The sequence below is a fragment of the Pseudomonas sp. AM8 genome (assembly GCF_036346475.1).
GTDB lineage: Bacteria > Pseudomonadota > Gammaproteobacteria > Pseudomonadales > Pseudomonadaceae > Aquipseudomonas > Aquipseudomonas marginalis.
On sequence record NZ_JAOTNX010000012.1, the window covers coordinates 55,196 to 79,715 of the forward strand.

Below are 24,520 nucleotides of genomic sequence, written 5' to 3' on the forward strand. Positions count from 1 at the left end.
GACAGTTCCTATATCCAGCCTGGGATAAGCGTCTTTACAGTGCCTCTCACCGTTCACGGATGGACGGATCCATTCTTAATGGACTCATCCGAGAGAGCGATGACTATGTTGATGCTACTGCCTCACAGCCGCCCATCCGTTCCGGAGTTTCCCACCCCACCCAGCGCAGTGCCTGCTGCGCCTGATCCCATACCGACTCAACCACCCGCCCTGCGCAGGCGGCGATCCACTGCCGATGCAACGCCGGCCGCGGCTGGCCCGTGGACGCGACTGCCTCCCCGGGATCAGGCCCGCACTGCCGCCGCCGACACTCAGTTGGCTGAGCGCGTTGCCGCCGCTGAAAGCAGCGGCTACACGATGGTCGAGGTGCCGCCGGACAGCAGTCCGGGCATGGCAACGCGCTTGTACCAACACCTGCTGAACCGACCAGCGTTGCAACAGTGGATTGCCGAGCAGCGCCTTGAACCTGCGACCCTGACCTTTCACCGCGATCATATCGAGGGTTATGCCAACCATAATGGTGTACGCAGCGCCGTCAGATTCAGCCTGACCGATAACTCCGGCTGGAACGAAGTTTCCCGCACCCTGAGGCCGATTCGAGAACTGCTGGACCCCTCGGACCAGGGGCTGCCTTTTATCGGGTCAGACGACGCATTGTGGCTGCCGCGCCAAGGGCTCGGCCAGATCACTGCCGGCAACCTTGAGCAGACCTGGCAAGTGATCAGCGAACTGGAGGAGCGCCTTGCCCTGGCCGATCGCCTTGAAGCAGAACTTGAAGAACTGCCGGACACTGCGCGTACGGACTGGTCGGATCATGAGACCGAGCTTTCACCGGCATCGTCATTGCCCCGGCATAGCCAGGCTGCGGTGGAGCGTTTGCAGCGGTTTGTCACGTGCCCGCAAATGGTTCGCCTGCTGGAGCAGGAGGGCTTTGCCTGGGCCGGTGCGCCATTCAGGGTGTCTGAAGGCAGGCTTGAGCGCCTGAGTCCGGTAGGCGGTTGGGTGAATCTGACCCGCTATGTGGAAGCCGTACCGGAACTGAACGATGAGCTCGAGGCACTGGCGGCGCTCAGCGTGCCCTTGGGCAACGCCCTGTACTCGACGCCACGCTACGACATGCGCCAGCTCCTGGATTTCAAGGGCTTGGGCTCGGCGCGTACCGTGAGTGAAACGCGCAACCTGGTTGCCTGGTTGCGCACTGCCTTGCCAACGCCGCCGCCATTGGGGGACTACGGCGCGTTGTTGCCCCGGGACTGGAAGCCGGGCACCTTGACCGCAGACGATCAAAAGCACATGGGCACCATGGCCGACATCCGCCTGCGCGGTCCCCTGGCTCGTGGGTTCAGCGCATTGTCCGGGGTCACATTGCAGGCGTTGCAGGCCGACCCGCAGGCTCACCTGGACAGGCTGCTGGACAGCCCGGATGCCTTGGCGTTCGGCGAGCAAATGGCTGGCGCGCTGCGCTGGCAGGTGGGCCAGGGCGCTAACTCGACGCTGCCCAGGACGCTGCTCCAGCAACTGGTAACCGCCGCGATCAAGCTGCACGTCGATCCCTCGATGTCCGACAAGCCCGGGGAAGTGGCTGGCTATTCGATCTACCAGCCAACGAACATGGGGCGCTCGTTCAGTCAGGTACGCCGTGATATCGAGCGCCACCTTCAGCACAACAAAGGCCTGGAACCCAAGCTGGCGGTGTTGGCTGCCCAGGTGTGCCTGGCGCAGGCGGCGCCGGAAATGCTCGTGCGCGACGTGCCCGAGTCCGTGAGTATCGGCACGCCGGCCTGGATGGAGCTGCGCCTGGGCTGCGCATTGGCCGATCACAATGCGCCAGGGACGTCGAGGATGATGAATGAACAGCAGGTCACCGACTTGACCACCCTGGAACCCGTCAGTGACGCGCAGGCGACGCTGATGCAACTCAATGCCTTGAAAGTCATCGCTGATTGGGGGGTGTTGAACGGCTGTATCAGGCAGCGCAGTGACGGTGAATACTCGTCGGGGGATATCCAGGAGGCTGCGCGGGTATTTTTCCGCCAGCGCGAAGACGTCGCCACCGCCTTCACGGCTGCGAGCAGTGAACTGCCGACGCGCAAGGCGCTGGCGATCAAGGAATTGCTGCGCGTGCTTCCTGGTATCACCCAGGCCGAAGTGGAAGGCATGACCGTGCATGTGGCCAGTGCAGAGGATCGTCGCAACCTGCCGATCTCGGAACCGCACACCCGCTCGTTGGTGGAGACCTATATGACCGGCGACCTGGCACCGGGCAAATGGGTGCTCAGTGACGACATGCCTGCTTTCCCGGCGGCGGCGAAAACGCCTTACCAGCACGCGCGGCCCCCCCAGGTAACCGAGGCGGCGCGGGCCAGGCTCGATACACGTATTCGCCGTCTGCCCGAGCTGGATAAGTTGCTGGAAAACTCGGTGCTCCAGCACCGGAAAAAGCTCCAGGACGCGTACGCCACCAAGCTTAAGCTGATGTTTGCCGAGTTGCCTCTGGAGGATCGCAAGTTGCTTGAACTGGGCAAGGTCGAACTTTTCACCTTGCGCCGGGAAACCGGGGAGATCCAGGCCAAGGAGACCGACGCACTCAAAGACGCCAGCAGGGCGCGCCACGGCACCCTGATGCGCGTTGAGCATGGACCCACGGTCGTGCATTTCGAGGTGTTCGCCAACGGCAAGATCATCAAGCGTACGGATCTACCCGACGCGATGGAGCTCGACGGCGTCATTCACCGCGAGGGTTTTCCATCACCCCACGGCCTGGTGTATTTACCGGTGGTGCGCGGCGCGCAGATGAACCTTGATTTGGACGCCTATGCCAACGGCTCCCATCCTGATCCCAACCCAGCGTTCCAGGCGGTGATCGTGTCGGCGTTGGGCGGCGCATTTGCTGCGCGAGAATTACCTCTCAGCCATACGCCGGAATCGTTCGTCCCGGACACCTACAGTTCGCGAAAAACAGCGAGCATCGTCAACAGGATCGCCCAGGACAACTTTTACGAGCCCACCGAAAGCATGTTGCAACGCGCAAGCGAGTCACTGCCGCTGGAGAAGCATCGTGAGGCGCGGGCACGCGATCATGCCTTTCTATTGGGGTTCGTGCCGTTCGTGGGGGCGTATCAGGAGTTCAAACAAGGCAATATCAGCGCAGGTCTGACCAACCTGGCACTGGATGTAGTCGGCGTGGCCATTGGTGCGGGTAGCCAGGCCCGGGCGCTGATCCGCTCTGCCAGGGCCCTGGTGCCCAGCCGCCTGACCCAGCTTGTTACACGACTCAAGCCATCGGCGATTGCAGTGCCCCAGGTGAAAGCTGGAGCGAGTTTCAGCGATCGAGCATTTGACTTCATCAAGCAGTCCGGTTTGTTTACCAGTGCGGCGCTGAACCCGCTGGATGGTTACCCGCAGATGATCAATGCCGCGACCAAGGGACTGGTAAAACTGCCGGCGTTGCTGGCGGGTGGGGCAATGAAGTGGGGCAAGACGGTCCCACACCTGGTGACCGCCGAGGAGAAATTGCGTGCGTATCTGCTGGTTGCAGCCGGGCAGGCGAGCGGCGCGGAGGCGCCCGTGGTGACACCGACAGCGGGCAAGGCGGGGCGTTATCGGGAGGTCGACATGCACGCCACGCCATACAACGGCCGCTGGTATGCGATTGACCCGCGCAGCGGCGCGCCTTTCGGCACGCCACTGAACGGCTTCGAGCCAACCCGTTGAGCCGACGACCTCCCGCGCCAGGCGCGGGAGGTCGTATCAGTTCAGGCCCAGCTTGCCGCGCAGGGTCGACAGGTCTTCGGCCAGGGTGTTGACCGGGCCCACCAGCGCCTTGCGGTCGTTTTCCTTGACCTTGTCATAGGTCTGGAAGCCGCCGTCCTTGGTCTTGTACTTGGCCAGGATCTTGTCCACGCTGGCGAAGTTCTTGTCGACCTTGGCCAGGAAAGCCTTGTCCTGTTTCTCGATCTGGCCACGGAACAGGTCGACGATTTTCTTCGCACCGTCGATGTTGCCCTGGAAGTCATACAGGTCGGTGTGGCTGTAGCGGTCTTCTTCACCGGAGATCTTGGTGGCGGCAACTTCTTCCAGCAACGCAGCGGCCCCGCCGACGACTTTCTCCGGCGGGAAGGTCAGGCCGTCGACACGGGTTTTCAGGTCGTTGACGTCAGTGTTGAGCTTGGCCGTCAGGGCTTCCAGGCCTTTGGTGGTGTTCTGGGAGAACAGCGCGTACTCGATGCGGTGGAAACCGGTGAAGTCTTCGGCGGTCACGCCTTTTTCGTGGTCATCGACCCGGGAGTCAATCGATGCATCCAGGTCGCTGAACAGCTCGGCGATCGGCTCGATGGACTCATAGTGCACACGGGTCGGCGCGTAGAGCTTCTTGGCGGTGGCCAGGTCGCCTTGGTTGATGGCGTCGGTGAACGCCTGGGTCTGGGTGACCAGTTCGCCGATTTCTTCGGTGACGTAGATCTTGTAGTCCGACACCGGGCCTACCAGGTCCAACGGCGCGGTAGCGGCAAACGCTGCCAGCGGCGAAAGGGTCATTAACAACGACAACGCGATAGTCGACTTCTTCATGGGACGTGTTCCGCTCTGGTTTGTTTTAGGTGTGGGCAGTGGTTTGAAAAGGCGTTGCAGCGAGCAGCGTGCGCCCGATGAAATCCTTGGGCCCCGTGACCCCCGGCAAGGTGAAGAAATACCCGCCGCCGACCGGCTTGAGGTATTCCTCCAGGGGTTCGCCGTTGAGCCGGGTTTGCACGCTGATAAAGCCTTTCTCCAGATCAGCCTGGTAGCAGATGAACAACAGCCCCATGTCCAGCTGACCGTTTTTATTGACGCCGTTGGAGTAGTTGAACGGCCGACGCAGGATCAGGTTGGCCTGGGTCTGAGGGGTGCGCGGGTTGGCCAGGCGGATATGGGCATCGAGCTTGGTCAGCTTGCCTTCCGGGTCCTTGCTGTAGTCGGGCACCTGGGATTCTTTCTGGCCATCCATGGGGGCGCCGCTGGTCTTCACGCGGCCGATGATGCTTTCCTGCTCCTGCAGCGGCGTGCGGTCCCAGCGCTCAACGAAGTTGCGGATGATGCGCACCGCCTGATAGCTGCCATGGGCCGCCCAGCTGGGTTCGTCGCTGCCGGGTTGGACCCACACAATCTGGTCCATGGCCTTGTTGTCGTTGGAGTTCGGGTTGGCCGAGCCGTCGCGGAAACCCAGGAAGTTGCGCGCGCTTTGTGCCGGTTCGCCGGGCTTGGCCGGTGCCTGGGGCGGCACGCTGCCTTCCTGCTTCCAGCGCACCAGCAGCAGGTCGGGCAGGTTCTTCACGATGTCGCGCAGGGCGTGGATATTGGTGTCCGGGGTGTTGGAGCTGAATTGCAGGCTCAGGTCGCCGTGGCACTGCGCCGGTTCCAGCGCATCGTTAGGGAAGCCCACCATGCGGATCAGGCGCTTGGGTTTGACGGCGGCCAGACCGAAGCGCTCATCGAACAACGATGCGCCGACGGACACGGTGATGGTCAGGTTATCCGGCGTGACCACCGGGCCGAGGATGCCGGAATCGGTGGGCGGCAGCTTCGGGTCGACCTGGGGTACGGTGCCGCCGGTCATCAGGAAGCCGATGCGCTCGTTCAAGGTGCGGAACAGGCGCTCCAGGTCTTCGCGGTCGCTGGCCAGGACATCGAACGCCACGAGCATGCCGCAGGCCGGGCGTGGGGTGACGATGCCGCTCTGGTGCTGGCCGAAAAAATCGTGGTGGTCCTGGGTCTTGTCGCTGCGCGGTGCGGTGGTGACTTGCTCGGCGGCGGCCGCCATGGCCGGGCAGGTCAGGGTGCTGCCGGCGATGGCGGCACCGGTGGCGGCCATGCCCAGGAGGACACGGCGACGTTGTGCTGAAAACTGTTCTGAATCACTCATGTGTGCGGTCGTCTTCACTGCAGGCCGGAAAGGCCAAGGGCGGGGTCGATTCCATCGAGTGCGGCGGCCAGAGCCTTGGCCTTGTCGGCGATCTGCTTGCGCTGATCGGCGGTAACGCTGTCATACGTGGCGTAGCCTTTGTCGAGCTTGAAGCCCTGGAGCTCGGCATCGAAGGCGGCGAGGGCGCTGTCGACTGTCGGCAGCAGGTCGGCGGCGGACTTGGTCAGCAGCGGACGCATCAGTTCGACCACCTTGTGCGCGGCTTCCAGGTTGGCGGCGAAACCATTCAGGTCGACATGGCTGTAGCGCTCTTCTTCACCGCTGATGGCGCGTACATCCGCCAGGCTGTTGAGGTTGCGCACCACGATGCTCACCAGTTGTTCCGGCGGCAGCGACTGCGCCAGCAACTGCTGTTTGAGGCGGGTGACATCGGTGACCAGGCGCTGCGCAATCGGCCCCAGGCCATCAAGGCTGCGTTGCTGGAACAGGCTGTATTCGAGGCGATGGAAGCCGCTGAAGGCCGGGTCTTGCTCACGTTTTTCAAAGTAATCGGCCCGGGCGTTGATGGCGTTGTCCAGCTCGGCCAGGCGCTGCGAGGCCGGGGCCAGACGTTGGTAAGCCTCACGGGCCGGCACGTACAGCGCTTGCGCCTGGGCCAGGTCACCGGCGTCGATCGCCTGTTGCAGGGCGGTCACGGCCTTGACCAGGGCACTGCCCTGGCTGCTCAGGTACACGCGAAACTCCGACAGCGGGCCGATAAACGCCACCATCGACGGCTTGGCCTTGGCCTGGGCGTCGGATTCTGCGGTTGGCGTCACATGCAGGGTGCCGCGCGGGTTGCTCAGCAGGCCGCACGTGATCGCATAGTCGCCTGGCAGCAGGTTGGCGTTGATCACCTGGCTCAGGCCGGGGGCGATGTTTTCGCGCTCTTCGACCACCAGCACGCCGTCGAGGATTTCCCACTCCACCGCCCGGTCAGAGCGGTTGATGATGCGAAAGCTCGCACGGCCGGCCGGCACCGTCAGTGCATTGGGCTCGCAGGCATGACCATGGATGGTCACGGCGATTTCATCGTGGTTGGTCTGGCGCTTGCTGGCCGCCAGCTGCGAGGCGTAATAGAACAGGCCACCGGCGGCGATCATCACGACCACCGAGCCGGCTACCGCCCAGCGCAGGGCGCGGGGGGGCGAAGCGGGTTGAGGCGTTGGGTTGGACAAGAGACGGTCCTTACTGGCTGGAAACGGAAGAAGGGCTGGCGGCAGGCTTGGGCGGTGCCGCGGGCAGGAAAAACATCACCAGCGCCACCACCAGATACATCAGATAGGCGCCCAGGGTGCTGACGGTCGGCGCTTCCTGGTAGCCGAACATGCCGGCCAGTACCGAACCGAGCGGGCTGTCCATCGGCAGCTCGGCGCTGAAATCGAACAGCACGGTCTGCCAGTGGTTCCACACGCCCGCTTCATGCAGGGCTTGCACCGAATTGGCGAGGATGCCGGCGGCGACCACGAGGATGAACAGGCCGGTCCAGCGGAAAAACGCACCGAGGTTCAGGCGCATGCTGCCGGTGTAGATCAGGAAGCCGACGATGATCGCCAGGACCAGGCCGAGCAGGGCGCCAATCGGTGCGCCTGGGCCTTCGCTCTGTTGGAACACAGCCAGCAGGAAGAACACGGTTTCCAGGCCTTCACGAGCGACGGCAAAGAACACCATGAGGATCAGCGCCGTGACCTGGTGTTTGGAACCGGTCAACGCCTGGTCAAGGGAGGCGTGCAGCGAATGCTTGATGGAGCGCGCGACCTTGCGCATCCAGAACACCATGGAGCTGAGGATGCCCACGGCGACCAGGCCGACGATGCCCTCGAACAATTCCTGCTGCTTCTGCGGAAACTCGGCACTGACCAGTTCCAGGCCACCGCCCACCAGCAAGGCCAGGGCCGCGGCGAGGAACACGCCGATCCATACGGCGGGCATCCACTGGCCGCGGCCGGTTTGTTGCAGGTAACTGGCGATGATGCCGACGATCAGCGCCGCTTCAATGCCTTCGCGCAGCATGATTAAAAAGGGAACAAGCATCGGGCACCGCAGCTTAAGTAGGTAGGAAGCTAAGTTGTAACATAATGATACTCATTGCTAAACAGGAAAACTTGACGTTTGCTGAACAATGGCTGAACGGTGGTGGCGAATCGCAACCCACCTTATGATGCACGGCATCTCGAGTGCCGCCGGATTGCCCAACCTCCCATGTCGGAAAAAGACACCATCTCCATCCATCTCGTGCGCGAAGCCTTGTTGCAGAGCTGCGCACCGGGGCCGGCCACCGTCGAAGCCCTGAGCAAGGTCGGGATCGATCCGGCATTGCTGGAACAGGCCGTGGCCCGCGTTCCGGCCACCGCCTACGCCCGTTTGTGGCGTCTGCTGGCCAGGCGCATGGACGATGAGTTCTTCGGCATGGACCCGCGCAAGCTCAAGTCCGGTAGCCTCGAGTTCCTTTGTCGCGCCGCCATTGCACAGCCCAGCCTGGCAGCGGGCCTGCAAACCGGCCTGGGGTTCCTCTCGCTGATGCTGGAACACCTGCCAGCCCAGCTGGTGCGCCAACAGAGCCTGGCGGAAATTGTGTTGCAAGAACCCGAGCCAGCGCCCAAGCGCGCATTCACCTATTTCACCTACTGGATGATCGTGCACGGCGTCGCCTGCTGGCTGGCAGGCCGGCGCATCCCGATCCTGGCCATCGAACTGCGCTGCCCGCAGCCGGACTTTTGCGATGACTACCAGGTGATGTTTTCCGACAACCTGCGTTTTGATCGGCCACGCACGCGGATGATCTTCTCCGCCGACTGCCTCGACCTGCCGATCAAGCGCAGCCCGGAAGAACTCAAGCGCTTCCTCGGCCATGCGCCGGCCAACATCCTGGTCAAATACCGCAACCCCGACAGCCTGGCTACACGCATCAAGCACGACCTGCGGCAAATGCCTCCCGACACCTGGCCTGAGACCGAGGGCCTTGCGGCCACGCTGTGTATCTCCGCTTCCACGCTGCGCCGCCGCCTGGCGGAAGAAGGGCAGAGCTACCAGGGGCTCAAGGACAGCGTGCGCAAGGAGTTGGCGATTGTGTGGCTGGCCGAACCGCAGATCAGCTTTGCCGAGATCGCGGCGCGGTTGGGGTTTGCCGATACCAGTTCGTTTTATAAGGCGTTTCGCAAGTGGGTGGGGTCCAATCCTGGGCATTACCGCAGTTTGATCCTGGGGGAACCTCGTTGAGTCGCGCACAGGCTGCTGGCGGCCAGGACTTTTCCGATCCCATCCATTCGTTTTCCGGGGCAGGGTAGACACTCTTCAATCGTGAAAGCGAGTTCTCCTGATGTCCAAGGTCGTTGCTACGCCTGAACCCGTTGCAGTGGGTTTTCCATCCACGGCCACCGGGATTCAGCCAGATAGTTCCCCAGAGGTCATCCGTCCGGAGCCTTTGCTGCGCCCTTCGACGCTGGTTCATCACATCCCCGGCCAATTGCAGGGCATCAGCGATTTTTCGCAAGCCCTGCTCGACACGGCGATACTGGAAGCCAGAAATAAGGAACGCTGGATCGCTGCCTTGGAGCGCCACGTGCAGGGCAAGGCGGATCAGGACACTATCGACCTCGCGGAGATCCGCTTTTCAAGCGTCACGAGATCCACGCTGGCGACCGATGTACAGCGTGGGCGCAAGGCCCTGGCCGCTTTGGCAAATCGTCCAGGCATGCAGGCGGCCTGGGAAAAATATGGAATCGACAGCCAGACCGCCCATCTACGCATCTTCGATGGACGCTTGGAGGTATTGGACAGTGCAGGGCGCTGGATCGATTTGAGCGAGCCTGTATCCGCCCGGCCAGGCTTGAAGAAACGCTTCGACACGCTGTTGGACATGGCGCAAACCACCGGACATATCCTCCATTCCACGGGCGAAGTCGATGCATTGCAGATGCTGCGCGTGACGCTACCCAACGCCGACGGGCAGGATGTCCCGCGCTCGGCCAAGGTCATTCGCAACCTGATTGGCTGGCAGCGCCATCCGCTTCCCTCCAGCCCGCCGATGGGCAACTATACCGGGCCCTGGCTGGCGCTGGACTCGCCGCTGAAACTGAGCCAGCAAGACCGCCAAACGCTGGTTGGGTCCTTTGAACGCTTCGTCGGCCCGCAGTGGCTGGATAAACAGCAGCCTCTTTCCGGTGATGTCGATGCGCACATCCTTGGGCGGTTACGCAGCCAGAAGAATCTCAATGTGTACCGCCAGCACCGTTTGCTGGAAGGGCTGAACGCTCCCCACGATGGTTTGCGCAAACAGCAGCTCAATCAGTTGCAGGTCACCGCCCATCTGTTGCGTATTGATCCCCACCTGGGGCAGCAGAGAAATCACGTGGCGGGGTATGACCTGTACTCGCTGCAAAATGCCGGGCTCAAGATGGCCGATGCCAGCAAAGACCTGCACATGCACCTGGTGCAGAACAAAGGCGTGAGTCCGGACGCCGTGGAGGTTGTCAGCCATCTATTCCTGGCGACTGTCGCGCCGGAGTTTCTGGTGCGGGATATCCCCGACACCGTGCATATCGGTTCTCCCGCCTGGCTGGTGTTGAGGAAAACCGTTGCCCTGCTTGAAGCCCTCGCGCCAGGATCGAGTCGGACCCTGACCTATGCTCAAGTGCTGGAGCGCGCGGCTCTCCAGCCTCCGGCACCCCCACTGGTGCCGTTGTTCCAGGCGGCCGAGGCAGATCCGTTGCTGGATTGGGGCGTGCTCAATGGCGTGATCGCGGGCCGTGCCGATGACCGTTACACCGTGGAAGATCTGCGCAAGAGCGCGGGCAAATACAAGGACTATATCCAGACCACGCAAAAGGCCACTGCGGTCCTGCAGACCCCTCCCGTGACGCGCAGAGCCTTGGCCCAGGCGGACCTCAAGGCGGTGTTCCCAGGGCGAGACTTGGATAAGCCCGTGCAGAGAGATACCTATCCGATGCCTTTTTTCATGGCTGATCCCTCCCATGAATTGAGCTTGATCGACCTGCATATGATGGGGGCGTTGAAGAACGGTGAGTATGCGCAAAAAGTGGCCAACGGTCCCTTTGGCGGGACTACGGCAGAAACGGGCGGAGAGCTCGCCGACCTGCAGGCGGGTTTTAATCGGCTTCGGTTTACCAAAGACATGCTCGACCGTTCGGTAAAGTCGGGGGGCGACACGTTCACCTCAGCCATCACCACACGTCTCAAGGAACTGTTCAGCAAAATGCCCTATCAGGACCGACAGCTGCTTGAGCGAGAAGAACTGACGTTTTACCGGGTCGAGGGCGAGTCCATCACCGCCGAAGGAAAGGCCATCAGCGATGCGGCGGAACAAACGGAGCGGGTAAAGGGGCGCTATGGTTTTATCGTCCAGGCGGGACAGGGTGACAATGCGAAATGTTTTGAGTTTTGGCCCTTGAGGGGCGAGTACTTCGAGCGTCCCGATTTCCTCAAGGCACTGGCCCGAGGCGAAGCGCAGGTGCCCCGTGTGTGGGTGACGAAACTGAAATCCCACGCGGACGGCCATGGGGCCGGGGAGTCCGAGGTACAGATACGCGCCTTGCGCGAAACCCTGCCGGCCGGCAGCGGGCGCGGATCATTGGCAGACGGCGGATACTTTTCGCAGAAAACCAGGGATTTTGCCGCCTATGTACGGCGCCATGACCTGGTGCTCAATCGCCAGGAACTCCTGGACTCCGCCATGGGCACGACGCCGCGTGAGCGTTTCGAGGCGCGCACGCAGGAAGCGGTCAAGACCATTGAAGACCTGCTTATTCCGTTCAAGGGATGCTACGACGACATCGCCTCCGGGCGCGTGAAGACCGAGCTGGGCGCGCTCACCGGCTGTGCGCTCGACGCCGTGATGATCGGCTCCGTGGTCGCTGGCGAGGTTGTGGAAGGGGCGCAGGCTGTCAGTCGGGCAGAGACTGCCTTGTCCAAGATGTCGGCGGCCACCAGAGCGTTTGGTGCGCTGAGCAATAACCTGTTCAATCCTGTTGCGGGTTTGGAGCAGCCCTTACAGGCAGGCTACGAATGGTTGAGCAGCCGCCCTGTTTTTCGTCTTGGCAGGCCGCTGGGGGAGCTCCGTGCGACCTGGAAGACCGCGATGAAGGAGCAACTGGGCGCGCCGCCTTTTGCCATTGAACGTCCCCGGAAAATGCGCAGGCCTTCCGTCGACGGTGAGCAACCGCGTCCGCACGCCCCGGCTCAACTACCCACTCTGGAGACCGCCCCGACACCCCTCCTTGAGCAAAGCCGTCAAGCCATTGAGCGAGCACTGCCCATTGCCCGGGAGCGACTCAATGGTGCCTTGAGCGCGTTGTCCGATCCTCAGTTCGAGAAAGACCTCAAATTCGTGTGCAAAACCTTCTTCGGCGCGGATTCCGAGGAAGCCTTGGCGGCCTTTACGCGCAAGCAGCGCACGATGAAAGTGGATTTGGACAAGCTGGATCTTTCCAACATCAACTTCCTCGAAAACGAAGGCACGGAGTGGCAGGCCCAGCTCCTGCCGTCGTCCTATAGTCGCTACAAGGCGGGCAACCTCCGGGAAAAATACATTGAAGTGAATGTGGACGGCGCCACGGACTATTACCGTTACATGGGGAACAGCGACGAAGCCCTGGCCAACACCCTGATCCACGAGCAGGCCCATGGTTTTCCCGGTGATGAGGATTATGTCTATTCCGGCGCGATCAAAGGCGGACGCGAGGACATTGCAGACCTGCTCAACCTGGGGAACACCACGGACCCCACACATTTTCGCCACTTGGGTGACGAGGTGCAGGAGGCGACCTTGAGCTTGTTCGCCAAGGCGCCCCAGGCGCATAACGCCGACTCGACCCTGTTCGGCATTGCGTTGCTGGACCAGGCTAAAAACAACCGGCCGTTGTACGAGGAAAATGTGAAAGCGATTCAACAGGCGCTTGACAAGGCCAAGGCCACAGGTGGTGTCATTACCGAACACTTGCCCGTCAGGATTATTCGCAAGCGTGCAGTCAGCAGCGCTCCCTTGCCGCGTTTTGTACTGGTACGCCATGATCAGACGGGCAAAATCGTCCAGGTGCTGGAGCGGGTCCCCCGGCCTGGGAGGCACGGGCCTCACGCTCCACGGTCTGTCAGCGATGTCGTTCAAGAGGTGTTCAAGTGGCACTGAAGCGCATGTTTGAATGCACTTGGGGAAGCAACGGCTTGGCTGAAATTTGCCATTTAAAACCACGATAGTTCAACGACTCGACGGCCCCGTGGAAAACCTGGGACGATTCAAGCTTCTTGTTTTTTTAAATGGTCTTTTTGCCCACTTGACAGCAATGTTGTACTTACACCCAATAAACCAACAAAACAGGAGACTGCAACGATGATCAACGTCACCGAAAAACCATATGCATCCAACAAACCGCCGAAAACAGTATAGGAGATGCCGATAATAACTGAGTTAACCAGGTTCGCAACAGATAGGCACGATGCTCGGATGTGTGACTCAATATTGTCATGAATATAGGTTTCGTATGAGGTTTCATATATGGCAGGGAGCGACATGATTAGAAGGAAGCTTGCGACCGAAGTGGTTGTACCGATATTCAATGAAAGAATGAAAAGAAGAAAGGTGGCAATAAGGGTGGTAGAGAAAGCAATTATGCCGAGAGAAAAACGAGAACAAAAAAAGCCAGCAGCCATGAACATTAATGCCGACAGGGCTTCAACAGCAGCATAAATGCCAGCGATGATAGGTACCTCTAAACCCTGCATGGAAAAAAAGGGTTGGCCATAGATGAACAAGGGGATCGTTGAAAGCTCGAATAAAGCATATCCAATAAACAAAGGTATAAGAAATGCGCCTTTTTTAGACCGAAAAAAATTAATCAGCGAGGTGAGATGTCCCTCCGTTTTTTCATTAATTTTGTGACTTTTTTTATTCAAATTCAGTGAGAACGCCGGGAGCTTCATTTCGGGAATGAATGTCACAACAACAGCTCCAATGAGCTTTGATGCCGCAAAAAAAATATAAACACTGTTCCAAGACCATGTGTCTTGTAATACGCCACCAAGCAGCATAGATAAGCCTAATGAAATCGCACCAATGGCACGGGCGCGTGAGAGTATTTTAGGATACTCTTCGGCGCGATGCTGGGCCAGTAAGTTATCATACAGTAATGCCCTGTCCGAACCGGAGCCCATGGCAATGCTGGCGCCGAACAGACAAAATATTATGGCGAAAGGAATAAAGGAGGAAAATAGCAGAAATCCAATGCCGCTTATAAATAGCCCTAAAAAGCCGAGTATGAGAGAACATTTACGACCATATCGATCTGCGAGCAAACCAGATGGGATTTCTAACGCTACGGAAGAAAAGAATAAAAAAGATTGAAGAATGCCTATTTCTCCTTGTGTGATTCCAAGTTGCAGCAGATAAAGTACAAACAGGCTTCTTTGGACATCAAGGTTCATAAAGATTGATAAAGAGTAATATAGGTTGTCGTTTTTATTATTTGGAAATTTAGAAGCGTCCATTTTTATTTAAATACCTGTTTTTTTGTAAGTTCGAAAGATTTGAAGTTTAAGTTTAAGATGCATGCATCTACTTTTGAAGGGCCAATTTTTGCCAAATATTGAAAAGCTTCCCAGGCTATAAGATTGGCAATAATCGAGTTTGTGATTCCATTGGATGGAAAACGTGCAGGAATAATTATTTGCTCACAAACTCTGTGTATCTCTCCAATCCAGCGTAGATAGTTTTGAAATGAAGATATATCTTTGAGAAGCGGTCCAAGTATACCGTTGTTAATACCAACGGCACCGAACAGCGCTGACGTCCCTGCTTTTACTGCTGCGTTAGCAACGTAACTCTGAATGGCTCCCTTAGGTTCATCAGCACAACAGATTATTAAATCCGCTCCCGCAGCTAACTTTGCTAGCTGTGTGCTGGATGTTATCTCGGATATAACAGGTTTGGCATTTACTACTTTTTGATTCTCTCTTAGCTGCTTGGCAAGTATATTGGCCTTATATTGACCGATATCTTGTGCGCTAAAAACAAATTGACGATTAAGATTGTTCATTTGTACTTTGTCAAAATCAATCAAAACAAAAGAACCTACACCTGAACCTGCAAGGCTTTGTGCAACTAAAGATCCGGTGCCGCCGCATCCAACAACTACTATTGATGATTTTTTTAGCTGTTGACTCATTTCTTGGTTTGGTGCAACAGCTTCATTCCACGACCATTGTATATTCTGTAACGGAGTCAACCCATAAGGAGGGGCAGTATGAATGAGATTAGCAGTCATTAGTTCTTGAAGAAAATTTCCTTCTAGACTCTTATCGAACTCCAGCGCGACTCCTGTTGTACTAAGTAGATGGAGTAGTTTAGTGATGTTGGGATTATGTGCCTTGATGCTTTTTATGCCGTTCTCTGCGACAAATTTTAGTTGATTGCCTTCGCTAAGAACGACAACATCGCCACGCAATACCCATCGGTTCTCTTTTTTAAGCAAGGGAGGAGTCCTCTGTTATATTCGCATCGCCTGTGTGTTTAAAAAACATAGCCATCGGTCTATAAACGGTTTCAGCTAACAGCATGGGTAAAACAGTACTACTGGATTTTGAGTAAAGTTTTAGAAAGATAGACCTAATAAAGTTAATGGATTCAGCGGAGGTATCCAAGCCAGATATTTTTCTTTGGAAGAGAGTTAGACGCAAACTTTTTTCACTTGCGGCATTTACAATTAGTGTCTTCAATTTTTCTTTTTCTTCATTTGTGAGCTCTTGCAAAAGTTGGCTGCACTCCGTAATTAGGTGAAGCGGTTTTTCTTTGTTTTTTTGTCGTGGTTCAACAAATGTTTGAAGCAAGGTCTCTTCGTGACTCATTATTTCAAATGGGCTATTTAATCGCTGATAGCTTGCAAGAATAGGGAAGGAGTAATATGAAGAGAAGGCAGACCACGATAATAGTATTTTTGTATTTGTATTGGGAATTACATCTAGTGCCTTAGTTAGTCCAATGCCACGAAACTGTGGATGTACAATAACGCGAAATGATTGCAATATATATTTATTTATTTCTGAGAACTCAGGAAATATCTCAAATGCTTTTGGCCATGGACGAATACATAGATTAACACCAATCAGCTCTCCTTTAGAGTAAGCGGCGACAACATGATCAACTAGAGGGGCTAATGTATTAATATCATTCGGGTTGTCATTTTCATAATGATAACGAGAAAGTTTTTTGTAGTCGTCTATAGTGCCTTTTTTAATTTCTATTTCTAGGCTTTCTAATATGCTGGTGCTTTTTATTTTTTTATTAAGAACACAATGTTTTCCATTTGAGTGAAGCTCAATGTGGACATCTGGCTTTAAAAAATCGACGATGTCATCGTGACAACTTGCAATGAAAGCACTTTGTTTATTGGAGCGAAGAATTTTCCCTAAATTTATAGCGACAATCTGGGCTGTACGTCTGTCTAATCGTGTAGTGAACTCGTCAAGGATAAGTGGCCCTATTCCTTGGAGTAAAGCTGAAGCAATAAGGAAGCGTTCTTTTTGTCCATCAGATAGTTGAGAGAAAGTACCAATAAGAATACGTGGTTCTCCCAACCCAAATTTTGAAAGATAACGAATGACTTCCCCTGCATCTTCATAAGAAATAATTTCTGCGATAGATTTATCTTCGTCAATGTGAGTTGGGGTTTTTCTTGTTGTTGGAAAATGCTGGGATATATTTTTTAATAGCAAGCTTTTACCTACTCCGCTTGCGCCCGTTATTAGAATAATTCCATCTGCAGGAATATCTAAATTTGATAATGACTCCATCCACCCTTCTTCAGAGAGGCCAAAAGTTTTGATTATATCTTTACAAACTTTGCTCGAGCTATTTAGCGGGGGGATATGTAGGTCTACTTTTGTGTGTATTATATTCATAACGCGACTCACGTTAACTTGTTGGCCTCGGCAGGCATATTAATTTTTAAAATCAACATTGCTCAAGCAGATACTTGGAATGGCACCAATCATCACGCTTGGACATAAATCGTCTAATAAGTCATCGAGCAATTTTTTGTGTGTACTGTTAAATACAGATGATTTTAATATGCTTACATATAGTCTTTGGGCTTTTGATTCGCTTCGCCAGGCGGGACATAATATTAATGACGCGTATCTACTCCAAGCATCATCGGTTGGGCCTGAAACGATCATTAGTCGCATAGCGGCTTTAACTTTAGGATTTGAATAACTGTCAGAAACGGGAGTGCAAGGTATACCGTATTTATGAAGTGTCGTCGCAATAGACCAAGCAACTGTAGCGTTAGGGTAATAATCGGGAAATGCTAGAATAAGACCGTTTCTCGATGCTATAGGAGACCAATCTAGAGTTATTAAATTTTTTAGTGGCGCTGGATCATCAGAGGGTGTCGATGCTTTTGCCCAACCTACATGTTCTCCGCAGTTGGTATTTTTTAAAATATTTTTTATTTCTATTCGAAGTGATCTTTTGTCATCTCCGCCAAGCTCACCTGAAAAAACAAGAATACCTCTAAGAGAGGTTTTTTTAATGATACGCTGTCCATTTGCTGATGGGGTTGAGTTAAATGGGGTCGCGGTGTCTGCAGTTTGATTAATAATTCCTTTTTCGTAAAGAATGACATTTTCTTCAGCGTTACGAACAACTTCTATAAGAATAGAGGGGGTTCTATTGTAGGGGCAAAAGGCCTCCCAGCGATTAGGGGAAATTTCACGAATTTGCCGTGCTCCCGGCCATTTATCACCACGGAACGGTATCCAGGCAGGGGATGATAGCAACCCTTCAAACGCTGGAACTTTTTCCTGGAATCTGATAATGGCACTGCCATCTTGTGTTAATCCTAACTTTGCTTTAGTCATGATTAGATGGCGGACAATAACATCATGACTAGCTAGGAAATTAAGCCCGTTCACATAGTCTTTCCCTGAAATATTATCTTTACAGCTACTATTGACTCTGGGTGAAAGAGTATATGTATGCCCCTCATCTCTAACATTTATATCACAGCCGCCCTCTATGCTCACGTTTGGGAGTGGTGTAGACAATGGTGCTCGTGGAGGTAGCGCTCCCAAACTTGCTAACTGTAGAGCTCCATAGTTACGAGGAGACCTCAATGATCCAGGAGCTGCATCCACAGCAATTCTAATTAACTTATTGTTCTCCTCCATAAAGCCTCCTTGGTTTCTCGGTGCCAGTTTTATAGGGATATTAAATTTTAATTTTTCTTCGGCTTTAGTTGTGTGTGTTTTTTTTTTTTGAAAAAATATGTGCAAAAAATATATAATCAATGTTTTGTTGATTTAAGCTTTGTGAGTGATTTTTTATTTAGCTGCTAGAGTTATTTAAATAATAGCTGCTTAGAAAATCTTCAGACCTTTTTGCTGAATCTTTAAGACGCATAATATAGTTTTTTTCATGTTCAATAAAACCTCCAATCTGATGAGATAAAGGGGGGGGGAAGTGCTTTTTCTGCTTTGAATAGTTCTTCTCTGGCCTCCCTTCCTAAATTTTCGATTTTAGTTAATATGGGTAAAACTAATCCGCGTATTTGCTGTTCAAAAAGTGGAAATCTATAAGTGTCTACATGTAAGTTTTGTACGGCGATAGTGAAGCCGCAGTTGATTACGTTATGCCACCACCCAGGCGGGATATAAAATGCATCACCTTCCGATATTGTACCTTCAAAAATATCTGCACCTTGCTTGAGCACTTGCTTAGCAATTTCGGGGTTAAATAAATCTTGTCCATTTGAAACTGCAAATGTATGGGATGGCGAAACCATGCGTGCTTTTTTTTCACCCACAATCATGGTTAATACAGAATTAACGAAAAATGAATCTGTATGGAGTGGACTTGATACATTTTTATATCCGATGATTAAGTTTGTCGGTGGTATTGAGATTGAAGGTGGCAGTTTGTATAGCCAGTTATCAGGAAAACAAGGCAGCATCATATCTATATCATCTAAAAGCTCAGGGAACTCTTCGTAATAGATCCATCCGCCCAAATATGGTAACTCGACGTTACTGTCGATGTGGTTGTTTTTTTCTGCTAAGCATATATATTCCTTTAGAGGTATTTTAACTTGGTCTCTGTAGCGCTCTTGCTGTTTTGTCTTGTAGTAGCAGACAGGCACTTTAATGTGCCCATAGGTGTTTTTAAAAAAAGTAGCGGACCAACGTCTAATTGCAGGCCAATCCTTGCCCATTCCTTTTATAATGACTGGCTTTTCATTCATGAGATAGTTCTTTTGGAATGCTATGGAATCGCTAGCATTAATGCTCTCAAGATGAATTATATTTTTATTTGACAAGGGGATAATCCTTGCTTTATGGGTTGCTGTTGTTTTTAAAAAGGTCACTCATAATGAATGACCTTTCTTGTAGTAGTCCTAGCGAACTATTAACAGCGGCTAAAAACAGCCTGAAGCATTAATTCATCATCTGCCGCGTCCATGAAGAAAGAGACGTCTTCACTTTCATTCTTGGCGGCGAAAGCATTGTCTGACTCTAGAGTGTATTCAATCATATCTTCATTTTTCATTTTATATTCTCTCATTGGTTAATCGGTAAGGTAGTGTCAAGCTTAGATTAAACGGTCGCTGATTATATTTCGGTCCAGAACCACGCGGGATAGCCTGATTTGTCGGTGAGGATCCGCGAAATCTCTGAACTAATCAGCGACTCCTAGAGTAAAGACCATCTTGCCGGTATAACGCAAATGCACACATTGCGATTTTATGTATCAGTGCTTCGATAATAGAAGAAATGGCAGCCGCAATAAAAAGCATGTACTCCTGATTGCCAGGCGCAGCGCGGTATTAGGAAGTGACCTACGAAGGACTTCTTGTTTCGCTTACAGAAGTAACTTTCAACATTTTAGGACGCTCCAAACAAAAAAAGCCCCATGACCAAATAGGCCACGGGGCTAAAAATTGGCTGGATGCGACCAACCAAAGGAGCTCTTTACGTTACTTGGCAGTCGCCACGACGGTGTCTGGCTTCCAGCCACCTCCCAGCGCCTTGTAGATCGCCACAATCCCGCGATACAGGTCCACTTCGGCCTGGGCCTGGGAGTCTTCGGCGGCCAGGCGTTCGCGTTGCGCGTCGAGCAGGACGAGGAAGTCCACGGTGCCTTCGCGGTAGCGGATCGCGGCGAGGTCGGCGGCGGCGCGGCTGGATTCGCTTTGGCGGATCAGCGAGACCAGGCGTTGCTGACGCTTGCCGTAATCGCTGAAGGCATTCTCGGACTCTTCCAGCGCCAGCAGCACTTGTTGCTCGTAGCTTGCCAGGGCGCCGTCGGCTTCGGCGTCTGCACCCCGCAGGCGGGCGCGGACGCTGCCCAGGTCGAAGGCGGCCCAGGTGATGCTCGGGCCAAGGGCCCAGGCATTCGCGGCGGATGAACCGATCTGCGAACCGCGCCCGGCGGTGAAGCCGAGGAAGCCGCTGAGGCTGACCCGTGGGAACAGGTCGGCCTTGGCTACGCCGATACGCGCGGTGGCGGCGGCCAGTTTGCGTTCGGCGCTGAGGATGTCCGGGCGCCGTTGCAGCAGTTGCCCCGGGTCGCCGATCGGCAACGCCTTGGCAATCGCCGGCAGGTCTTTCGGGCTCAGGTCCACGGTCAGCTTGTCGGGACGCTGGCCGAGGAGGGTGGCGATGCGGTTGCGCTCACGCACCTGTTCGGCCTGCAGTTGCGGCACGCTGGCTTCCACTGCGGCGAGGCGTGCGTCGGCGCGCTCCACGTCGAGTTGGTCACCCACACCGGCGTCGCGCAGGCTGACGGTGATGGTGCGCGAGTCCTGCTGGTTCTTCAGGTTGTCGAGGGCGATGCGTTCACGCAGTTGCGCGCCGCGCAGTTGGCCGTAGGCGTCCACCAGTTCGGCAATCAGGGTGACTTGCAGTTGGTACAGGTCGGCCTCGGCGGCTTGCTGGTCGGCGTCGGTGGCTTCCAGGTTGCGCTGGATGCGCCCGAACAGGTCCAGTTCCCAGGCCATGTCCAGGCCCAGGTCGTAACGCTCGGTCTTGACCCGGCGGGTGGTCTGGCCCGGGATCTGGCCCTTGCCCTGGTCGCTGCTGACGCGGCTGGTAATGGTCGGCATGGCGTCATTGCTGGCGTCATCGCGGATTGCACGGGCAGCACGCAGACGGGCAAACGCCACGCGCAGATCACGGTTACCTTGCAGCGATTGCGTGACCAACTGGTTGAGGGTCGGGTCGTCGAACTGCTGCCACCAGACGCCTTCGAACTTGGCGTGGTCATACTGCTTGGCATCCGCGGCGGCGGTGATGTTCGCCGCCTCCGGGGTCTGGGTCTTGTAGTCCGGGCCCACGGCACAGGCGCTCAGCGCCAGGACCAGCAAGCTCGGCAGGAATACTTTCACACTCATTGCTGTGTCTCCAGCTTCAAGGCCTTGGCCGCTTTGCGCGCTTCGCTGCGCTCCACATAGCGACGGATCAGTACGTAGAACACTGGTGTCAGCAACAGGCCGAAGAAGGTCACCCCGATCATCCCGGAGAACACCGCCACGCCCATGGCATGACGCATCTCGGCACCGGCACCGCTGGACAACACCAGTGGCACCACACCCATGATGAAGGCGAACGAGGTCATCAGGATCGGCCGCAGACGCAGGCGGCAGGCTTCCAGTACCGCAGCGAGCGGGTCGAGGCCTTCCTGCTGTTTGTCCTTGGCGAACTCGACGATCAGAATCGCGTTCTTGCACGCCAGGCCCACCAGTACGATCAGGCCGATCTGGGTGAAGATGTTGTTGTCGCTACCGGAGATGATTACCCCGGTAATGGCCGACAGCAGCGTCATCGGGACGATCAGGATCACCGCCAGCGGCAGGCTCCAGCTTTCGTATTGGGCGGCGAGTACCAGGAACGCCAGCAGTACGCAGAGCGGGAACACGAACAGCGCAGTGTTGCCCGAGAGGATTTGCTGATAGGTCAGGTCGGTCCACTCGTAGGTCATGCCGTTGGGCAGTTCATCCTTCAACAGTTTTTCAATCGCCGCCTGGGCCTGGCCGGAGCTGTAGCCCGGTGCCGCGTTGCCGTTGATCTCGGCGGTGATAAAGCCGTTGTAGTGCATCACGCGGTCCGGCCCCGAGGTGTCGCTGACCTTGATAAAGGTCGCCAGCGGGATCATCTCGCCCTTGTTGTTGCGTACTTTCAGCTGGCCGATCTGGTCGGCGTCCTGGCGGAACTGTTGTTCAGCCTGCACGTTGACCTGGTAGGTACGCCCGAAGCGGTTGAAGTCGTTGGCATACAGCGAACCCAGGTAGACCTGCAGGGTGTCGAAGATGTCGCTGATCGCCACGCCGTGGGTCTTGGCCTTTTCGCGGTCGATGGCGGCATCGACCTGGGGCACGTTGACCGTGTAGCTGGTGAACAGGCCGAACAACTCGGGCACGCCACGGCTCTTGGTGATGACGTTCTGCACTTCTTTGTACAGCTCGTCATAGCCGAGGTTGCCACGGTCTTCGATCTGCAGGCGGAACCCGCCGATCGTGCCCAGGCCTTGTACCGGCGGCGGTGGGAAGATCGCCATGTAGGCTTCTTCGATGTTGGCGTATTGGCCGTTCAGCGCACCGGCAATCGCACCGGCGGACATGCTCGCGTCTTTACGCTCATCGAACGGCTTCAAGGTCACAAACACGATGCCGCTGTTCGGGCTGTTGGTGAACCCGTTGATCGACAGGCCAGGGAAGGCAATCGCGCTTTCCACGCCGGGCTGTTTCAGGGCGATCTCCGACATGCGCTTCATCACGTTTTCGGTGCGGTCCAGGCTCGCAGCGTCGGGCAGTTGGGCGAAGGCCACCAGGTATTGCTTATCCTGCGCCGGTACGAAGCCGGTCGGGGTGTGGGCAAACCCGAAGAAGGTCAGCACCATCAGGCCGGCGTACACGAACAGGGCAATGCCCGTGCCGCGAATCACCCGGCGTACGGTACTCACGTAGCCATGGCTGGACTTTTCGAAAAAGCGGTTGAAGGGACGGAACAGCCAGCCACCGAGGAGCTTGTCGAGGACCTTCGAGAAACGATCCTTCGGTGCGTCGTGACCGCGCAGCAACACGGCGGCCAGGGCAGGGGACAGGGTCAGCGAGTTAAACGCCGAGATCACCGTCGAGATCGCAATGGTCAAGGCGAACTGTTTGTAGAACTGCCCGGTCAAGCCACTGATAAACGCCGCTGGAATGAACACCGCACACAGCACCAGCGCGGTGGCGATGATCGGGCCGGTCACTTCGCTCATGGCTTTTTCAGTCGCCGGGAACGGCTCCAGGCCCAGCTCGATATTACGTTCGACGTTCTCCACCACCACGATGGCGTCGTCCACCACGATGCCGATGGCCAGTACCAATCCGAACAGCGACAGCGCGTTGAGCGAGAAGCCGAACAGGTGCATCACCGCAAAGGTCCCGATCAACGAGACCGGCACCGCCACCAACGGAATGATCGAGGCGCGCCAGGTCTGCAGGAACAGGATCACCACCAGCACCACGAGGATCAGCGCTTCGAACAGGGTGTGCACCACCGCTTCGATGGAGCCGCGCACAAAGATCGTCGGGTCATAGGCGATGCGGTAATCCATGCCGGCCGGGAAGCTCTTTTTCAGCTCGGCCATCTTGCTGCGCACATCGTTGGAGATGTCGATGGCATTGGAGCCGGGGCGTTGGAAAATCGGAATCGCGACGGCCGGCTGGTTATCGATCAGCGAGCGCAGCGCGTATTGGCTCGACCCCAACTCGACCCGGGCAATGTCCCTGAGGCGCGTGATTTCACCGTTGGCGCCGGCGCGGATCACAATGTTTTCGAACTCTTCCTCGGTGACCAGGCGACCCTGGGTATTCACCGATAACTGGAAGCTGGTGTCAGACGGTGCAGGCTGGGCGCCCAGGGCACCGGCTGCCACCTGGCGGTTCTGCTCGCGGATCGCGGTGACCACGTCGGTCGCGGTCAGGTTGCGCGAGGCGGTCTTGTTCGGATCCAGCCATACACGCAGAGAGTAGTCGCCCATGCCGAACAGCTGCACGTCGCCGACGCCGCCCAGGCGGGCCAGCTCATCCTTGATATTGAGGATCGCGTAGTTGGACAGGTACAGCATGTCGTAGCGCTGATCCGGGGAGGTCAAGTGCACCACCATGGTCAGGTCGGGGGAGGCCTTGTCCACGGTGATACCGATGCGCGTCACTTCCTCAGGCAGTTTTGGCTGAGTCCGTGTCACCCGGTTTTGCACCTGCACCTGCGCATTGTCCAGGTCGGTACCCAGGGCGAAGGTGATGGTCAGGGTCAGCTTGCCGTCGGCCGTCGATTGCGAGGACATGTACAGCATGCCCTCGACGCCGGTGATGGCTTGCTCCAGCGGCGCGGCCACGGTTTCACCGATGACCTTGGGGTTGGCGCCCGGGAAGTTGGCGCGCACCACCACGGTCGGCGGCACCACCTCCGGGTATTCGCTGATCGGCAACTGGAACAGCGAGATCGCACCGGCGATCAGGATCAGCAGCGACAGCACCGCTGCGAAGATCGGCCGTGAAATGAAGAACTTGGAAAAATTCATCTTGAGTCGTA

Annotated in this window: 15 protein-coding genes; 3 read left to right on the top strand and 12 right to left on the bottom strand. The window is 56.0% G+C overall.

The window, feature by feature from the left end; translation table 11 throughout:
* Positions 1-315 precede the first annotated feature (315 nt).
* The gene (locus tag V3W40_RS25460; protein WP_330215834.1) at positions 316-3,714 is read left to right on the top strand and encodes a hypothetical protein; all 3,399 of its coding nucleotides are present in this window, start codon (positions 316-318) and stop codon (positions 3,712-3,714) included.
* A 36-nt stretch (positions 3,715-3,750) separates the two neighbouring features.
* Here V3W40_RS25460 and efeO (V3W40_RS25465) read toward each other — a convergent pair whose 3' ends face one another.
* The 4 genes from efeO (V3W40_RS25465) to efeU are packed head-to-tail and all read right to left on the bottom strand — an operon-like array spanning position 3,751 to position 7,972.
* Positions 3,751-4,569, bottom strand: a complete 819-nt coding sequence (gene efeO, locus V3W40_RS25465) for an iron uptake system protein EfeO (protein WP_027607887.1) — start codon at positions 4,567-4,569, stop codon at positions 3,751-3,753.
* Between the two features lie 25 nt (positions 4,570-4,594).
* Positions 4,595-5,899: an iron uptake transporter deferrochelatase/peroxidase subunit gene (gene efeB / locus V3W40_RS25470; protein ID WP_027607886.1), complete on the bottom strand. Its 1,305-nt coding sequence runs from the start codon at positions 5,897-5,899 to the stop codon at positions 4,595-4,597.
* 14 nt (positions 5,900-5,913) lie between these two features.
* Positions 5,914-7,116 carry an iron uptake system protein EfeO gene (gene efeO / locus V3W40_RS25475; protein WP_027607885.1) on the bottom strand — a complete coding sequence of 401 codons (1,203 nt, stop codon included), beginning with the start codon at positions 7,114-7,116 and terminating at the stop codon, positions 5,914-5,916.
* A gap of 10 nt (positions 7,117-7,126) precedes the next feature.
* Positions 7,127-7,972 (bottom strand): iron uptake transporter permease EfeU, encoded by an 846-nt coding sequence (gene efeU, locus V3W40_RS25480; RefSeq protein ID WP_027607884.1) that lies wholly within the window; start codon positions 7,970-7,972, stop codon positions 7,127-7,129.
* A gap of 168 nt (positions 7,973-8,140) precedes the next feature.
* Between efeU and V3W40_RS25485 the strand changes: the two genes are divergently transcribed.
* A complete protein-coding gene (locus V3W40_RS25485; RefSeq protein WP_330215835.1) occupies positions 8,141-9,157 on the top strand; it encodes an AraC family transcriptional regulator in 1,017 nt (338 codons plus the stop codon).
* Positions 9,158-9,257: 100 nt separating this feature from the next.
* Entirely contained in the window at positions 9,258-13,082 is a 3,825-nt protein-coding gene (locus V3W40_RS25490; RefSeq protein ID WP_330215836.1) for a hypothetical protein, read from the top strand.
* Between the two features lie 107 nt (positions 13,083-13,189).
* Here the strand turns inward: V3W40_RS25490 and V3W40_RS25495 are convergent, their stop codons facing one another.
* The 8 genes from V3W40_RS25495 to V3W40_RS25530 all read right to left on the bottom strand — a co-directional run bounded on the left by V3W40_RS25495 (position 13,190) and on the right by V3W40_RS25530 (position 24,509).
* Entirely contained in the window at positions 13,190-14,437 is a 1,248-nt protein-coding gene (locus V3W40_RS25495) for an MFS transporter (RefSeq protein ID WP_330215837.1), read from the bottom strand.
* 2 nt (positions 14,438-14,439) lie between these two features.
* On the bottom strand, positions 14,440-15,420 hold the full coding sequence (locus V3W40_RS25500; protein WP_330215838.1) for a HesA/MoeB/ThiF family protein: 981 nt from the start codon (positions 15,418-15,420) through the stop codon (positions 14,440-14,442).
* A complete protein-coding gene (locus V3W40_RS25505; protein WP_330215839.1) occupies positions 15,413-16,846 on the bottom strand; it encodes a hypothetical protein in 1,434 nt (477 codons plus the stop codon). The genes V3W40_RS25500 and V3W40_RS25505 overlap by 8 nt, the downstream gene beginning before the upstream one ends.
* Before the next feature lie 39 nt (positions 16,847-16,885).
* Entirely contained in the window at positions 16,886-18,115 is a 1,230-nt protein-coding gene (locus tag V3W40_RS25510; RefSeq protein WP_330215840.1) for a hypothetical protein, read from the bottom strand.
* A 251-nt stretch (positions 18,116-18,366) separates the two neighbouring features.
* Positions 18,367-19,308 carry a cupin-like domain-containing protein gene (locus V3W40_RS25515; protein WP_330215841.1) on the bottom strand — a complete coding sequence of 314 codons (942 nt, stop codon included), beginning with the start codon at positions 19,306-19,308 and terminating at the stop codon, positions 18,367-18,369.
* 41 nt (positions 19,309-19,349) lie between these two features.
* Positions 19,350-19,490 carry a hypothetical protein gene (locus tag V3W40_RS25520; RefSeq protein ID WP_330215842.1) on the bottom strand — a complete coding sequence of 47 codons (141 nt, stop codon included), beginning with the start codon at positions 19,488-19,490 and terminating at the stop codon, positions 19,350-19,352.
* A gap of 427 nt (positions 19,491-19,917) precedes the next feature.
* Positions 19,918-21,333 (bottom strand): TolC family protein, encoded by a 1,416-nt coding sequence (locus V3W40_RS25525; RefSeq protein WP_330215843.1) that lies wholly within the window; start codon positions 21,331-21,333, stop codon positions 19,918-19,920.
* Positions 21,330-24,509 (bottom strand): efflux RND transporter permease subunit, encoded by a 3,180-nt coding sequence (locus V3W40_RS25530; RefSeq protein WP_330215844.1) that lies wholly within the window; start codon positions 24,507-24,509, stop codon positions 21,330-21,332. The genes V3W40_RS25525 and V3W40_RS25530 overlap by 4 nt, the downstream gene beginning before the upstream one ends.
* Positions 24,510-24,520: the final 11 nt, after the last annotated feature.